Genomic DNA, 15,774 nt, shown 5'->3' on the forward strand with positions numbered 1-15,774 from the left:
TCAGGCTCCTGTCGATTTTTTTTCGTTGATTTTTCCGCGCTTGCGGTCGTGGAAAAATTTTTCGATTAAGCCGGCGTAATAATGCCCGCTCGGTCGGATTGTCCGCTTATAATTGTTCTCGTAATCGACCTCGACCAATCCGAATCTTTTTGATTTGCCGTGGAGCCATTCATAATTGTCCATCAGACTCCAGTAGAAGTAGCCTTTGATTTTATATCCTTTTTCCAGCTGCTTTCTTACGATTTTTACGTGTTTTTTAATAAACTTTTTCCTGACGAGGTCGTTCCCTGTGGCAATCCCGTTTTCTGTAATAATTATTTCTTTATTGTAACGCGAAACCAGTTTTATTATTTTCTTTAAACCTTTCGGATATATTTCCCAGCCCGTATCGGTAGCGGGATCCTTAACATAGAGTAAGAAGGGATTCTTAAGATTCAGTTTGAATTTGGTATGGAGCCGGTAATAATAATTAATGCCCCAGAAATCGATTTTGTTGTTAAGGTTTATCGGCTTGTCGAATTTGAGCAGAGGAGGAAAATTGACAGTAATTCGATTGGTAATAAAAGCGTCGAGAAGCATAAAGTTGAAAAAGTTGTCGATTCTCCGGGCTATACTCTTGTCGGGATAAAACCATTCACGCGCCTCTTTGAAAATAATAAAATGCTTTGCTATTCCGACATAACTTTCGGAATTGTAAGATTTCAGAATTTCGTAGGCTCCGGCGTGCGCCTTCATCATATTAAAGAGCGCTTTCATCGTCAAATTCAGATCGCTTAAAGCGGGAGGAAACTTGGCGTCGGCATAAGCAGCCAGCGACCAAACAACCGGCTCGTTGAACGTTATCCAGTATTTTACCCGGTCTGCCAGGCGGCTGAAAATTAAATCGGAATAATCGAGAAATCTTTTAACAGAATCGCCTGTATGCCATGGAGAAACGTCGTGAAACCAATATGGATGCGCGAAATGGTGGAGCGTTATCATCGGTTCGATGCCTTTTTCTAGCAGACGGTCGACTGTTGCGTCGTATCTGTTAAGCGCTTCCAGAGATACTGTGTTTGGCTCGGGCTGGAGTCGCGACCACTCTATTGAAAATCTGTATGCGTTCTGATTCAATTGTCTTATCATATCGATATCATCTTTCCACATTTTCCAGTGATTGGAACCTTCTTCGTACGGCGGATATCCGAGCTTCTGTTCGTAATCCGTAAAGTCGTTTTTTATATTCCCTTCAATTTGAAAAGAAGATGTCGCGCTTCCCCATAAAAACATCAGAATTCCGTATTGAGTTAATGTCGTAATATGCCGCCTTATTCGGAACGGCTTTTTATCCGCCACAAAATAGCATTCGGTTATTAAGGGATTATTAAGGCAGTATTAAAAAAATATTAAGAAGCTTGACTCGATAAAGATATATCGATATATTTGTATCGATAAAAAAATATCGATAGGTGTCTTATGGTATTGGAAAAAGAAACAATTACAATTCCCGAACCGACGCTCAAAAGGCTGCCGAGGTATATCGACATCCTTAGAAATTTAACGGGAAAGGGGGAAGAGTACGTGTCGAGCAGTTTTATAGCCTCCGCGCTCGACCTCGACCCGATTCAGGTGCGTAAGGATTTGAGTATTACGGGAATTGTCGGAAAGCCCAAACTCGGGTTCGAAGTTAAGGAATTGTTACAGTCGCTATTAAATGCATTGAACTGGAACAACAAAAACGAAGCGTTCCTTGTCGGTGCGGGAAGTCTCGGCAGCGCTCTGCTGGGCTATAAAGGTTTTAAGGAATACGGCCTCGAAATCGTAGCGGCATTCGACAACGACCCGAAGAAAATCGGAAAAAGAATCGACGGAATCAAAATTCTCCCCGTCGGCAAACTGACCGAGATGGCTGAGAGAATGCATATTCATCTGGGAATTATTACCGCTCCCGCAGAAGCAGCTCAGGAAATTGCCGATATGCTGATTGAAGGAGGGGTAATAGGCATCTGGAACTTTGCTCCGGTGCATCTGAAAGTGCCGGCAAACATAATCGTGGAAAACGCTCAATTATCGCAGTCTCTAGCGGTATTGACTCACAAACTCTCGAAAGCATCCATTATATGAGGAGTGTGCCATGTTCGAATTGACCAACACTAACGCGGAAAAATTCAATAAAGTCTGTAAAATACTCGAAGAAAATCAATACGACCCTCACAGACTTATTCCGATTTTACAAGCCGTTCAAAACGAATACAGATATTTGCCCGAAGAAATTCTGCGATTTATAGCCTCTTCTCTGGGAATATCGCCCGCGAAAGTTTACGGCGTGACGACTTTCTATTCGCATTTTACGCTCGAGCCGAAAGGGAAATACGTTATCAAAGTGTGCGACGGTACGGCGTGCCACGTCAAAAAATCGGAATCGATAATTCAAACAATCGAAAAGAAACTGGGACTAACACAATCCCAAAAAACTACCGAAGATATGCTCTTTACGCTCGAAACCGTCTCGTGTCTGGGCGCCTGCGGCTTGGCTCCGGTTGTTGTGGTTAACGAGGAAGTCCATTCCTTGATGACTCCCGAAAAAACAGAACGGTTGATTGAAAATATCAAAAAGGAGGAGACTTATGCGGAAACGGTTTGCTGATCTGGAAGAAATCTCCCTTTCTTATAAAGAATCGGGAAGGTTGATTAAAAGGCGCGTTACAATTTGCGCGGGCACCGGATGCGTTGCAAACGGCTCGCTCGAAGTATATAACGAATTTCTGAAACAACTGGAATCAAGCGGTATTGAGCATCTTATAAAAATCGAACTAAAGAAAGAAAGTTCGGATGCCGTTCTTGTAAGCAGCAGCGGATGCCAAGGCTTCTGCCAGATGGGGCCTCTTGTTACAATAGAGCCCGACGGCATTATGTACGTACAAGTAGGAAAAGACGACGTAAAGAATGTCGTCGAACGGACGTTGATGGGAAACGAGGTTATAGAAGAATTGCTCTATACCGATTTGTCTTCCGGAAAAAAGTGTAAAGGAACGGAAGATATTAATTTTTATAAACGCCAGAAAAGATTTGTCCTCGGCAATTGCGGCAGGATCAATCCGGAAGACATTTACGAATATATTGCCTCAGACGGCTACAAAGCGGCTCGAAGAGCGATACTCGAAATGACCGACGCTCAAATTTGCCAGGAAATTTTAAGATCGGGATTGCGCGGTAGAGGCGGCGGCGGATTTCCAACTGGTAAAAAATGGGAGCTTACGAGACAATCAGTATCGGACATTAAATATGTCATCTGCAACGGAGACGAAGGCGATCCCGGCGCTTTTATGGACAGGAGCATAATGGAGGGGAATCCGCATTCGGTAATTGAAGGGATGATGATTGCGGCAAAAGCAATTGGAGCCTCTAAAGGATATGTTTACGTAAGAATGGAATATCCCCTTGCGGTCAAACGACTCAGGATCGCGGTTCAACAGGCAAGGGAATTAGGTCTGCTCGGACTGAATATTTTCGACAGCGGATTCGATTTCGATATCGAAATTATGGAAGGAGCGGGAGCATTCGTATGCGGCGAAGAAACAGCATTGATGGCTTCTATCGAAGGCAACAGAGGAATGCCCAATCCCAAACCTCCGTTTCCCGCCGAATCCGGTCTATTCGGCAAACCCACGCTGATTAATAACGTCGAGACTTTGAGCAGCGTCCCGAAAATCATTTTGAACGGACCGGATTATTTTTCTTCTATCGGAACCGACAATTCCCCTGGCACAAAAACATTCGCTTTGACGGGGAACGTCGTCAATACCGGACTTATCGAAGTGCCCTTCGGAACAACGCTACGTGAAATCATATTCGAAATAGGCGGCGGAGTTGTGAACGACAACGGGGAAATAGATCCGGACGCTTTTAAGGCAGTCCAGATCGGAGGACCTTCGGGCGGTTGCCTTGTTGAAGAACATCTCGATTTGCCTCTCGATTTCGATTCGCTCGGAAAAGTGGGAGCCATGGTCGGCTCGGGCGGACTGGTAGTAATGAATAAATCGACCTGTATGGTTCAGATGGCTCGCTTTTTTATGCAGTTTACTCAGAATGAATCGTGCGGCAAATGTGTTCTTTGCCGCGAAGGAACAAAACAAATGTTGGCTCTGCTCGACGATATTATGGAAGGACGCGCAACTTATGAAACAATCTCATTGCTCGAAGAGTTGGCAGGGGCGGTTAATAAAGGCTCGTTATGCGGACTCGGAAAAACCGCGCCCAATCCGGTGCTGTCGACCTTGCATTATTTCAGAGACGAATATTATGCTCACGTCGAACAAAAAAGATGTCCTGCTAAACAGTGCAAAGCTCTGTTGACTCCCGTTATCATTCCGGAATTGTGCAAAGGCTGCGGGGTCTGCTTGAGAAAATGTCCCACGGGCGCAATAACCGGCTCAAAGAAAGAACCGCATGTAATCAACGAGGAATTGTGCATTAAATGTATGGCATGCTTAGAAGTCTGCCGTCTCAACGCAGTCACTATCGGAGGTTAATATGGAAAATAACTTTTTGTATGTAAACGGCGAAAAAGTGGAATTTGGTAACGAACGGAATTTACTCGAAGTCATCAGAAAAACAAATATAGAGATTCCAACGTTTTGTTATCATTCGGAACTGAGCATCTACGGCGCTTGCAGAATGTGCGTAGTGGATATCGATGGAAGAGGAATCGTAACTTCGTGCACGACCAAACCTCAGCCGGGGATGAAAGTTAAAACTCATACGAGCGAAGTTCGTAAAATCAGAAAAATTGCGTTGGAGCTGATCCTCGCAAATCACGATCGTAATTGCACTTCCTGCGTAAAAAGCGATACGTGTAAACTTCAAAAATTGTCGAACGACCTCGGAGTGAATGAAATCCGGTTCAAAGAAAGAGAAATTCGGTTCGATCTCGACAAATCGTCAGACGCTCTGATAAGAGATCCTAATAAGTGTATTTTGTGCGGCGATTGCGTCAGAGCGTGCGGCGAAATACAGGGCATTGGAGTAATTGATTTCGTCAAACGAGGCGAGAAAGCCGCCGTAATGCCGGCATTCGGAAAAGAACTGGCAAATGTAGATTGCGTTGATTGCGGTCAATGCGCGCGCGTTTGTCCGACGGCTTCAATTACGCCGAAGTATGAAGTCGACAAAGTATGGAAGGAAATTGAAAATCCCGATAAAGTAGTTGTTGCGCAAATTGCCCCTGCAGTTAGAGTTGCAATAGGAGAATTATTCGGATTCAAGCCGGGTGCGCTTTTAACTGGACAGATTGTAAACGCGCTTAAAATGATCGGTTTCGACAAAGTGTTCGATACTTCATTTGCAGCCGATCTGACTGTAATAGAAGAAGCTAACGAATTTATTCAGCGCAAACAGGAAGATTATAAACTTCCGCTCTTTACTTCGTGCTGCCCGGGCTGGGTAAAGTTCGTCGAATATTATCACCCGGAATTGATAACTAATCTTTCTTCGTGTAAATCTCCTCAGCAGATGTTCGGTTCGGTAGCAAAGGAAATTTTGCCGGAGTTGTTAAACATAAAGAAGGAAAATCTTGCGGTGGTTTCGATTATGCCGTGCACCGCCAAAAAAGCCGAAGCAAAACGACCCGAATTCAATCACGGGGGAATCAAAGAAGTCGATTATGTTTTGACTACGGTTGAACTGGCGGCTATGATTAAAGAAGCCGGAATTAAATTTGAAAATCTTACTCCCGAGCCCCTCGACATGCCGATGGGTTTTAAATCCGGAGCCGGCGTAATATTCGGCAACAGCGGAGGAGTCAGCGAAGCAGTCGCCCGCTATGCGTACGAAAAACTGACAGGTCAAAAACTTTTCGACTTTGAATTTAAGCAGTTGAGAGGCAGCGACGCTTTGCGTACGGCTGAACTGGAATTGAACGGAACAAAAATAAGAATGGCAATTGTAAGCGGCTTGAAAAACGCCTCAGAACTGATTAAGAAATTAAAAAATAAAGAAGCGGAATACGACATTATTGAAGTGATGGCTTGCCCCGGCGGATGTATTGCCGGAGCCGGTCAACCTTATACTACAGAATCCGATAACAAATGCAAAAGAGCTTCAGCTCTCTATGAATCCGACAAAACTCTGCAGTTGCATAAATCACAGGACAATCCGTACGTCTCGGAACTGTATTCAAGTTTATTGGGAGAACCCAACAGTCGAAAGGCTCATAGTTTACTCCATACTAAATATTACAACAGGCGGCGCATTACTCCCGAGAATTTGATTAAACTTGCGGATAACGATTCTAAAAAACTTACCGTTGAGGTGTGCGTAGGAACGAACTGTTACGTTAAAGGCTCTCAAAAAATAATCTCGGAAGTTCTGAATTATATCGAGAAAAAAGGATTGTCGAATGCAGTGGCTGTCAAAGCGACTTTCTGTATGGAAAAATGCAACGAAGGTCCGAATGTTAAACTTGCGGGTGAAACGATGAATACAACAGATTCAGACGAGATAATCAAACTAATCAAAGAAAAGCTCAATCTTACTCAGGAAATAAATTACTGAAAAGGAAATTCGCTTATATTATGTCCGGAAGAATTATTTACACAATCGAAGCCAGATGCCGGGACTGTTACAGATGTTTGCGCAATTGTCCCGTCAATGCCATCAGCGTTATGAACGGTCAGGCGTCGGTCGACGAGTCGTTATGCATATTGTGCGGAAATTGCTTGAAAGAATGTCCGCAGAATGCAAAACAATACAGAAACGATATTGAAAAAGTTAAACGTCTTGTTTCTCAATTTAATACGGCGGTGTCGATAGCGCCGTCGTATCCGGCATTTTTTGAAGAATGGGAATGCAACAGACTCGCTTCCGTACTGAGAAAACTCGGATTTAAATTTATTGCCGAGACTTCCGTTACGGCGACCGACGTGGCCGTTGAGTCGATCGAATATTACAGAGGCAATGATAAATCTCTCCTTTCCTCCGCATGCCCTTCGCTTGTAAATTATATCGAAAAACATCAGCCGCAGTTGACGGATTTTTTGGCTCCGATTCTTTCGCCGATGACGGCCAGCGCCGTTAAAATAAAGAGCGAACTCGGAATGAATTGGAAAGTTGTTTTTATAGGTCCCTGCGTGGCTAAAAAAGAAGAAGCGGAACGACCCGAATCCGAAGGTCTTGTCGACGCCGTACTTACGTTTGAAGAATTATACGATTGGCTGAAAGAAGAATCGATCGATATCAAAAATTACGAGGAAAGCAACTTCGACCAGCGGTCGGGCGGTTACTCGAGACTCTATCCTTTAACCGGCGGAATGATTAAAACCGCATTGGCAAACGCCGACAATCTGAACGAAGAAATTCATTACGTCTGCGGCTGGGAAGAAATTAAGGATTCTTTGACTGAAATTCCGAAAAAGAAAAGCTTCGTCGAACCTTTGATGTGCAGAATGGGATGTATTAACGGTCCGGGTGTAATAGGCGATGCTGCGATATTTGAAAGGAAGAGAAAAGTAATCGATTCTTTTAAGAAAAAATCAAATGCTCTCAATTGCGACGAAAGGCGTCCTTTTACGGGAAAAATTACAAGGTCGTTTAAGCGTGTCAATAAAGTTGCAATTGAAAAACACGACGTAGAAGAAATAATAAAGATACTGAATCAAAAAGGGATAATGACCGAAGAAGACGAATTGAATTGCGGAGCCTGCGGTTTTGACACATGCCGCGAAAATGCGGAAGCCGTATTGAACAAGAAAATAGAACTAGAATCGTGTATTCCTTACATGAGAAGACTGGCTGAACAAAGAACAGATAAAATTATCGAAACATCGCCCAACGGAATAGTAATACTCGACAGCGAACTGAACGTACTTCACATGAACGAAGCGTTCAAAAAGTTTTTTGTGTGCGGCAACGCTTTGCTGGGCAAAAAAATATCTCATTTAATGGACCCGGAGCCGTTCGTGCGTCTCAAGGACGGAGCCAATCCAATTATCGAACTTACAGAAGAGCACAAAAAATACAACCTGATTTGTCATCAGATACTTTATAAACTGCCGGAAGAAGAACAGTACGTCGGTATATTCGTCGATATTACCAGCACAATTTTAAATGAAGAAAAATTAAATACAATGCGGCGCAAAGTTGTCGAGCAGGCCCGCGAACTGCTGGAACACCAGATGATAATGGCGCAAAATCTTACAAGGTTTTTAGGCGAAAGCACGGCAAAAGGGGAAGAGCTTGTAGAACAATTGCTGCAACTATCGCGCGAGGAGAAAAAACAAAATCCCGCAAAAGGAAACGAGTGGATATGGGAGAATTATTCTGCGAAATAATAGTTGAATCGTCGCCCAAAGGGAATAACCGTTTATGCGGAGACGTTACGGAAAAGATGCGCAACAATATCGGCTCTGTTTTTATATTGGCAGACGGACTCGGTTCGGGACTTAAAGCCCATTTGTCTGCGCAATTCTATCTTTCGCATTTTATGGAACTAATCCGTTCGGGATATTCTCTCAGAAAATCTTTCTCGAGTTTGATTCATACAATCGAAAAAGCAAAAAAAGGCAATAATCCCGTTGCATTTTTATCGGCGGTAAGAATATTGACTGACGGACTGGGAGTCGCTCTTTTATACGACATGCCGCCCGTCATAATAATCTCCGGCGGAAAAGCGACAGTGTTAAACGGGATTACTCATTCTTTTTACGACACGATTGTAAATGAAATCAGTTTTTCTTTGAAAAAAGACGAGGGCTTACTGATTTTTAGCGACGGAATTACCATGTCGGGAATCGGCAGGGAAAATCCCGAAGGTTGGCATATTGATAAAATTGCCAGGTACGTTAATGAACTTCTGTGTAACGGAGTGAAAATCGAAGAACTACCCGGGCTAATATTGAAAGAATCGTATCGCCTGTGGAATTACGAACCGAAAGACGATTTAACCGCTGCTTTGATTAAATGCCGCCGGTCTAAAATTGTAAACATGTTAACGGGCGCCCCGGCCGATAAATCCTCCGATGAAAAAGTCGTCAAAAAATTCGTAAACAAAAAAGGACTTAAAATTATTTGCGGAGCTACAACAGCCAAAATAGCCGCACGCGTTCTCGGCAAAGAACTTTATCTCGACGACAACGACGAAAACGACATTACTCCTCCGGGATATTATCTGGACGGTATCGGATTGGTAACCGAAGGAGCGGTTACTCTCAATCAACTTTATAATATCTGGGGCGAAGATATCGGTAAACTGAATATCAACAACCCCGTGACTCAACTGTACGCCTATTTGAGCATTGCGGATAAAATAAATTTATTCTGGGGCAGAGCCAAAAGTCCGGCTGAAGGCGATATTGTGTTCAAACAAAAAGGGATTCTTGATCGCGATAAAATCATTCCTTTGTTAATAGAAAAATTCCGTTCGGAAGACAAAATCGTCTGCGTGGAAGAATATTAAGTTATTTCTTTTTTTAAGTGACTTTTTCAAATTAACTTTTTATCTTCTTTAAGTTCCTTTCTTCGGTATGTTTTTTAATTAGAGGGTACGACATGAAAAAGTATTTAGCCTTCCTCTTTTTCGTGTGCGTTTCGTTGAACTATTCCCAACTGATTCTCGAAGAAAATTTTGACTATCCGGTTGGAGATTCGTTGTCGTGGCATAACTGGACAATATATAACTCGGGTAACGGAGGAATACTGATTGAAGATTATAACCTAACTTTTCCCGGATATCCATCGGTTTCGGGTAAATCTGTTAAAATTGATACGTCGGGATACGATTATTATAGAAGTTTGGGCTATGAATATGATTCCGGTACATTTTATTTCTCTTTCCTGATTAATATTGAAGAAGCTACAGGCGCGCAAAAAAAAGTTATTGCTGGGCTGGCTTCGAGTGACGCGGATTACATGGCGGGGAGAGTTTATTTGTTAAAAGTAGACGATGCTCATTTTAAGTTCGGACTTAGCAAAACTTCCGACGACCCTCTATTTATCGATACGGTTTTTTCTTATAATAAAACTTACCTTGTTGTGATAAAGTATATTTTAAATAGCGGCAGCGGTAACGACAGGGCGAGTCTTTTTATCTTCGAAAATGAAATACCAGTAATCGAGCCGGAACCCGATATAACCATGGATTCCACTTCCACCCAGGAGCCGACCAATATATCCGTTGTCACTCTACGCCAGGACGTTACAACCAACAAAGCGTATATAGACGGAATTCGGGTATCGACCTCGTGGAATCAGGCGCCGCTGCCGGTGGAAATGGCTTTTTTCAGGGCGGCGTATCTTGAAGAGAAGGTAATTCTGAGCTGGCAAACTATTACGGAGGTAAATAACTACGGCTTCGACGTCGAAAGGTTAGACCTCGGCGGTAATGGCGGCTGGCGGAAAATCGGATTTGTGCAGGGACACGGCAATTCTTTTTCGCCAAAATTTTATTATTTTGAGGACAGTCCCGAAAACGGAATCAGATTCCGGTACCGCCTCAAACAAATCGATTTTGACGGTTCTTTTAAATACTACGAATCGGATGAAGTAGAATTGAAAGGCGGCGGAAAAGAGAAAATAGATGTTTACCCGAATCCGTTTAATTCAGCGGCGCGTATAAAATATTTTATACCGGGAAATGAAAACGAGATAAAATTTGTCAAACTGGCGATCTATTCGCTTAACGGCGAACTAGTAGAAATTTTATCCGAAAAGGAGGTTTATCCCGGATATCATACGGTTCATTTGAGCAGCGCGAACTACAGTTCGGGCGTCTATTTTATAGTTCTTTCTGCAGACGATTATTTTGTTGCGGCGAAATGCGCGATTCTAAAATGAATCGTCTTTCCGCCGAATGCATCTAAATCATACCAACAAAAAGGAGGCAGTATGAAAAAGAACGTAGGAGGCGGCGACAAAACTTTCAGAATTATTCTGGGGCTGGTAATCCTGATTCTCGGCATCATTTATGAAAGCTGGTGGGGTCTAATCGGGTTGGTACCTCTCGGAACGGCGCTGATAGGCTGGTGCCCGTTATATTTGCCTTTCGGCATTTCGACGTGTAAAACAAAAGAACCCGAAGCCAAACAGGAATAAACGGTTCTTTTGCGTTTCTTAAAAGGGTTGCTTCCGGGTGTCTGGTAATTAACCATTTACCATACATTCGTGAAGCAATTTTTTTTTTTTCAGCGTCGCAGCATTCGATTTATTTCATTTCTATTTTTATGGGCTTTTTATATATTTGAACAGGGTTTAATCTGGAAAGGAATGGACGAATTCAGTTTAAATATCGACAGCCGTTATGAATGCGTTCTCGACGCTGCCGAAAAACTGCTTACCGTGTTGGAACAAAATAATATTGAAGAGCATATAAAAAACGCTTTTAATATCTGTTTGACCGAAGCGGCAAATAATGTTATTAAACACGGTTACAAAGAAGAGCCCGGCAATGAAATTACGATAAAGCTCCGCAAAGAGGGCGATTATCTGGTGCTCGAAATTATTGACGAAGGATTACCGCGCCCAAATCTCGACATACCCGATTTGGAGTTCGACCCTGAAGATATCGACAATTTGCCTGAAAGCGGAATGGGGCTCTATATAATCAAACAATTAATGGACGACGTAAATTATTTTTCGATTAACGGCAAGAATTATTTTATTTTGAAGAAATCCGTCTCTTAGATTATGATTAAATATACATTCCTTATTGCCCTTCTCTTTTCGATGTTATTACCCGCGCAAAAGGACACATTGAAAAGCGAGGCATTTAAAAATTCCAGGCCCAAAAAAGTCTCATATTTCCAAGCAAAGTATCCTTCTTATTCGCTTTTAGCCGGATATATACTTGTAAACGAAGCCAACCGGGGCGACCCGTTTGCGCAGCACGAGCTCGGAATAAGATATTTGATCGGCAAGGGCTTTGAACCCGATACGGTTAAGGCGATTTACTGGATAAGAAAAGCCGCCGACCAAAATCTTGCCGCCGCAAAATATAATTACGGAATTCTGCTCTATAACGGTATCGGCGTGCCTTGGAACCCGTTCGAGTCGTTTTACAATTTCAAATCTGCAGCCGAACTCGGCATGCCCGAGGCCCAATTTGCGCTCGGAATTATGTATACCGATAATCTGGTTGTGTCGAGAGACTATTCCAAAGCTTACGCTTATATAAGGAAAGCGGCAAAAGCCGAATATGAACCTGCAAAAGAATTGGAAGAAGAATTCCGAAGCAAAGGACTTGCGCCCGCCGTCGACAGTTCAATTGCCGCCGAACAACAAAAAACCGTAGAACCCGCTCCGGTTATTAATACCGACTGGGATGTGGACTATATCTCTTTGGAAAACGACGCAAGAGTTACCGATGAAGAACGGATTTCCAATTTGTTAAAGAAGAATAAATACGAACTCAGAGATTACCTGGGCATTAACGCCCCGGCTGATTCGTTGAAGGATACAACCGCATACGGAATGATAAAATACGCAGCGGAAAACGGAAGTCCCGAAGCTCTCTTGTTAATAGCCGCCAGTTACGAACAGGGACTATGGCACAAGAAAGACCTGATTCAGGCGGGCATTAATTATCTCAACGCGTACCGGTTCGGTTCCTATAAAGCCGGCGAACGTTTGTTCCGGCTGATACAATCGGAGAGTTTACTTGAGTCGTTAAAGAATAAAATCAAAGCCGGCGACAGCCATGCATATTATTTTATGGCGGGCATTAGAGCGCTTGAAATGACGAACATTATTACTCTTAAAGATGCGGTCGACTATCTCAATAAAGCCGCGGGAAAAAACTATGTGCCCGCTTTAATCGAGCTCGGACTATTATACAGTACCGGCGCCGTGGCGCAAAAAGATATCAATAAGGCGCTGGCGTTTTGGAAAACAGCTCAAAAATTGGGCAGCGTCGAAGCCGAAATACGAATAGCATTTACCACGCTTGTCGATTCGGCTTTAACGACATACGAGAATAATTCTTTTGAAATCCTCAAAAAATATTCCGACGAGGGTTCCGTTCTTGCGCAGACCTATCTAGCTTATTGCTACGAAAAGGGAATTTCGGTAAAAGAAGACAAGGCAACGGCGGTCAAATTGTACCGCATGGCTGCTCGAAGGGGAAATGAAACGGCCTATAATGCTCTCAAAAGAATGTACGACGAATTAAGACCTCCGGACGATACTTTTCTTATTTACTCTGAGCGCTGATCCGTTTCAGTACAACAAAAGTCACGTCGTCGTTTTGAGCGGCTTCTCCGCGGTGATAATTAATTAGTCTAACCAGCGATTTTTTTATATCTTCTGCGCTTTTGTTTGCATTTGTTTCGATTGTTTTCTTAACGCGCTTCTCGCCGAGCATAATTTTATACTTATTCATCGTTTCGGTCAATCCGTCGGTATAAAAAACAATCGTATCGCCTTCTCCCGGCTTAAACGTATATAGTTCGAGAGTTTTTTCGAAAACGCCGTAATCGTTGAATCCGATTCCGATACCGCAGGTATTAATCTCTCTGAATTCATTATTGCTGGCGTCGTAATGAAACGGCGGAGGATGACCCGCTCTTACCAGATTAATCGCGCCGTCTTTTTCGATCGATGCTATTGTGATTGTAAGAAAGAATTCTTTCCGGAGTTTCTGGGAAAAATATTTTTTTAATTTGATGAGTATCTCTTTCACGTCGGAATAATTGTCGAGAAGAAAGTATATTATAGCCTGGACGCGAGTCATATAGAGCGCCGCCGCCATTCCTTTTCCGGAAATATCCCCGATTACGATATAAGTTTTGTCGTGAGCTTCGATAATGTCGAAATAGTCGCCGCCTACTTCTCTTGCTGGTTCATAATGCGACGCCGTTTCGTATTGTCCGATCTCCGCTTTATGTTTCGGTATCAGGTCGAACTGAATTTTTTTTGCAATGTCGAGTTCGTTTTTTGCCAGGAGCTTATCGGCAAGCTCGAATGCCAGAAGTAAATTTAGTATGATAAATCCGCTCCAGATATATAGGGTGTTGTATTCGAGATATCCTATTCCGAAAAAGAAAATCGATATAAGGTAAAAAATTCTCCGCGCCGGCGTTAATTTCATTATGAATGCGTTGAAAAGACTGCGTATGAATATCAAACCCCTTACAAATTTATTCCTCGATTTGTCGGGCTTCGGAATATCGCTTTTGAAAAATTCGTATACTTCGTTCGCTTCTCGTTTTATCAGTCTCTCGATTTCCTGATAACTGAGGTCGCTCGTATACAAATCGAAAATTCGTTTTATCGGATTTTGCTGCTGCAATTTATTCCCCGTATTGTTTGTTTTGTTAGACGCATCTGCCGCTTAAATGTAACAAATTATTTTTCGTCTTTCTTAAAATTAATATTTACAGCCCTATAATTATTAATATTCGGAATCCCGGCGGGCTCATACATTCCTAATTCCTTTGGAATTCAAAGGGCACTTTTATATTTTAGGCTAATAAAACGCAAAAAACTATATTATATCCGGATATATTCTTTTGGTATTAAAATTGAAAGCAAATATAATATGAAAACTTACTGGAAAATAATATTATTTCTGTTGATGACATTTGTGATCGTTGCGGGCGTAACGTTTCCGATAGTTCCGCAACCTTCTCATTGGTACGAGTTCCCTAATATTCCGGGGCTTGAAGAGAAGGCAAAGATTATCTTCTTCCATGTTCCCACAGCCTGGTTGTCCGTTATAGCTTTTCTGATGGCAATGATATACGGAATCCGATACCTGAAGAACAAAAATCTGGACGACGACGCAAGATCAAACGCCGCGCTTCAATTGGGAATGTTGTTCACGATTCTTGCGACTGTAACGGGATCGATCTGGGCTAAATTTACGTGGGGAGCTTTTTGGCATTGGGACCCTCGGGAAACCAGCATATTTATATTGCTTTTAATATACGGCTCGCTTCTAGCGCTCCGCTCGGCTATTGAAAACGAGGAAAAACGCGCCCGTCTTTCGGCGGTCTATTCGATAATTGCTTTTTTGACCGTGCCGTTTTTCATCTTTATTATGCCCAGAATAATGGTCGGACTCCACCCGGGTTCAGCCAACGACGACACATCTGGTCCGGTTGTCGATTTTAAAATGAACGCGAATATGCAGCTGGTTTTCTATCTGTCGCTTACGGCTTTTACAATTTTGTACGCCTGGATGTGGAAACTGCGATACAAAATATTAATTATTTCGGAAAACAATAAAATAGAAAGAGGTTAGCGTGGAAAACGGATTATTAAATTTCTTCGAATCGAACTCGATTTATATCGTAATGTTTATAGTGCTCGTTGTATGGTTCGGCATCTTTTTATTTTTGAACAATACCGATAAAAAACTGAAAGTTTTGGAAAAAGAACTAAAGGAGAAGTACAATGAACAATAAATATATATTCGGCGGAACTATAATAGTCGTGTTCCTCGGCTTGATGATTTATCTTTTTACACAAACCAACGTTCAGTACGAAAGCAGCTTTGCCAAAGTAATGGAATCCGGAAAAACCGTTAAAGCCACCGGAAGCTGGGTCAAAGAAAAAGGTTATCAGATGGACAAACAAAATAAGATGTTCAGTTTTTATATCCAGGACGAAAACGGCAACGAAATGAAGGTTGTCTATAAAGGCGCAATGCCGAACAACTTCGAATCGTCCACAAGCGTTGTCGTAACCGGAAAATATTCCGACGGCGTTTTTTATGCTTCCGATATATTAACTAAATGTCCCTCCAAATATCAGGAACAGCCGGTACAACAAGCCGGAGCATAACTTAAAATAATTTTAAAGGATTAT

General features: G+C 42.5%; 15 protein-coding genes. 13 read left to right on the forward strand and 2 right to left on the reverse strand.

The window, feature by feature from the left end; translation table 11 throughout:
- The gene (locus ACOYVE_RS04845) at positions 1–1,335 is read right to left on the reverse strand and encodes a glycoside hydrolase family 1 protein (RefSeq protein ID WP_422881036.1); all 1,335 of its coding nucleotides are present in this window, start codon (positions 1,333–1,335) and stop codon (positions 1–3) included.
- A gap of 120 nt (positions 1,336–1,455) precedes the next feature.
- On the opposite strand from ACOYVE_RS04845, the gene ACOYVE_RS04850 reads away from it, so the two are divergent.
- The 10 genes from ACOYVE_RS04850 to ACOYVE_RS04895 all read left to right on the forward strand — a co-directional run bounded on the left by ACOYVE_RS04850 (position 1,456) and on the right by ACOYVE_RS04895 (position 13,176).
- Positions 1,456–2,103, forward strand: a complete 648-nt coding sequence (locus ACOYVE_RS04850; RefSeq protein ID WP_014855317.1) for a redox-sensing transcriptional repressor Rex — start codon at positions 1,456–1,458, stop codon at positions 2,101–2,103.
- 10 nt (positions 2,104–2,113) lie between these two features.
- A complete protein-coding gene (nuoE, locus tag ACOYVE_RS04855; protein ID WP_014855316.1) occupies positions 2,114–2,626 on the forward strand; it encodes an NADH-quinone oxidoreductase subunit NuoE in 513 nt (170 codons plus the stop codon).
- Positions 2,607–4,511 carry an NADH-ubiquinone oxidoreductase-F iron-sulfur binding region domain-containing protein gene (locus ACOYVE_RS04860; RefSeq protein WP_422881039.1) on the forward strand — a complete coding sequence of 635 codons (1,905 nt, stop codon included), beginning with the start codon at positions 2,607–2,609 and terminating at the stop codon, positions 4,509–4,511. Before nuoE ends, ACOYVE_RS04860 begins: the two co-directional genes overlap by 20 nt.
- Before the next feature lies 1 nt (position 4,512).
- A complete protein-coding gene (locus ACOYVE_RS04865) occupies positions 4,513–6,531 on the forward strand; it encodes a [FeFe] hydrogenase, group A (RefSeq protein WP_014855314.1) in 2,019 nt (672 codons plus the stop codon).
- Between the two features lie 20 nt (positions 6,532–6,551).
- Positions 6,552–8,306, forward strand: a complete 1,755-nt coding sequence (locus tag ACOYVE_RS04870; protein ID WP_422881041.1) for a [Fe-Fe] hydrogenase large subunit C-terminal domain-containing protein — start codon at positions 6,552–6,554, stop codon at positions 8,304–8,306.
- On the forward strand, positions 8,282–9,430 hold the full coding sequence (locus ACOYVE_RS04875) for a SpoIIE family protein phosphatase (protein WP_014855312.1): 1,149 nt from the start codon (positions 8,282–8,284) through the stop codon (positions 9,428–9,430). Before ACOYVE_RS04870 ends, ACOYVE_RS04875 begins: the two co-directional genes overlap by 25 nt.
- A 92-nt stretch (positions 9,431–9,522) precedes the next feature.
- Positions 9,523–10,806 (forward strand): T9SS type A sorting domain-containing protein, encoded by a 1,284-nt coding sequence (locus tag ACOYVE_RS04880; protein ID WP_422881043.1) that lies wholly within the window; start codon positions 9,523–9,525, stop codon positions 10,804–10,806.
- 51 nt (positions 10,807–10,857) lie between these two features.
- Positions 10,858–11,064: a YgaP family membrane protein gene (locus ACOYVE_RS04885; RefSeq protein WP_014855310.1), complete on the forward strand. Its 207-nt coding sequence runs from the start codon at positions 10,858–10,860 to the stop codon at positions 11,062–11,064.
- 171 nt (positions 11,065–11,235) lie between these two features.
- Positions 11,236–11,652, forward strand: a complete 417-nt coding sequence (locus ACOYVE_RS04890; RefSeq protein WP_014855309.1) for an ATP-binding protein — start codon at positions 11,236–11,238, stop codon at positions 11,650–11,652.
- A gap of 3 nt (positions 11,653–11,655) precedes the next feature.
- The gene (locus tag ACOYVE_RS04895) at positions 11,656–13,176 is read left to right on the forward strand and encodes a tetratricopeptide repeat protein (protein WP_014855308.1); all 1,521 of its coding nucleotides are present in this window, start codon (positions 11,656–11,658) and stop codon (positions 13,174–13,176) included.
- Here ACOYVE_RS04895 and ACOYVE_RS04900 read toward each other — a convergent pair.
- Entirely contained in the window at positions 13,157–14,254 is a 1,098-nt protein-coding gene (locus ACOYVE_RS04900; RefSeq protein ID WP_014855307.1) for a PP2C family protein-serine/threonine phosphatase, read from the reverse strand. The genes ACOYVE_RS04895 and ACOYVE_RS04900 overlap by 20 nt on opposite strands.
- 231 nt (positions 14,255–14,485) lie before the next feature.
- Between ACOYVE_RS04900 and ACOYVE_RS04905 the strand changes: the two genes are divergently transcribed.
- The 3 genes from ACOYVE_RS04905 to ACOYVE_RS04915 are packed head-to-tail and all read left to right on the forward strand — an operon-like array spanning position 14,486 to position 15,750.
- A complete protein-coding gene (locus ACOYVE_RS04905) occupies positions 14,486–15,208 on the forward strand; it encodes a cytochrome c biogenesis protein (RefSeq protein WP_422881139.1) in 723 nt (240 codons plus the stop codon).
- Position 15,209: 1 nt separating this feature from the next.
- Complete coding sequence (locus ACOYVE_RS04910) at positions 15,210–15,371, forward strand: CcmD family protein (RefSeq protein ID WP_014855305.1); 162 nt, start codon at positions 15,210–15,212, stop codon at positions 15,369–15,371.
- Positions 15,361–15,750, forward strand: coding sequence for a cytochrome c maturation protein CcmE (locus tag ACOYVE_RS04915; protein ID WP_014855304.1), 390 nt, complete (start codon positions 15,361–15,363; stop codon positions 15,748–15,750). Before ACOYVE_RS04910 ends, ACOYVE_RS04915 begins: the two co-directional genes overlap by 11 nt.
- The last annotated feature ends 24 nt before the right edge of the window (positions 15,751–15,774 follow it).

It is taken from the genome of Melioribacter sp. (assembly GCF_049325435.1).
Lineage (GTDB): Bacteria > Bacteroidota > Ignavibacteria > Ignavibacteriales > Melioribacteraceae > Melioribacter > Melioribacter roseus.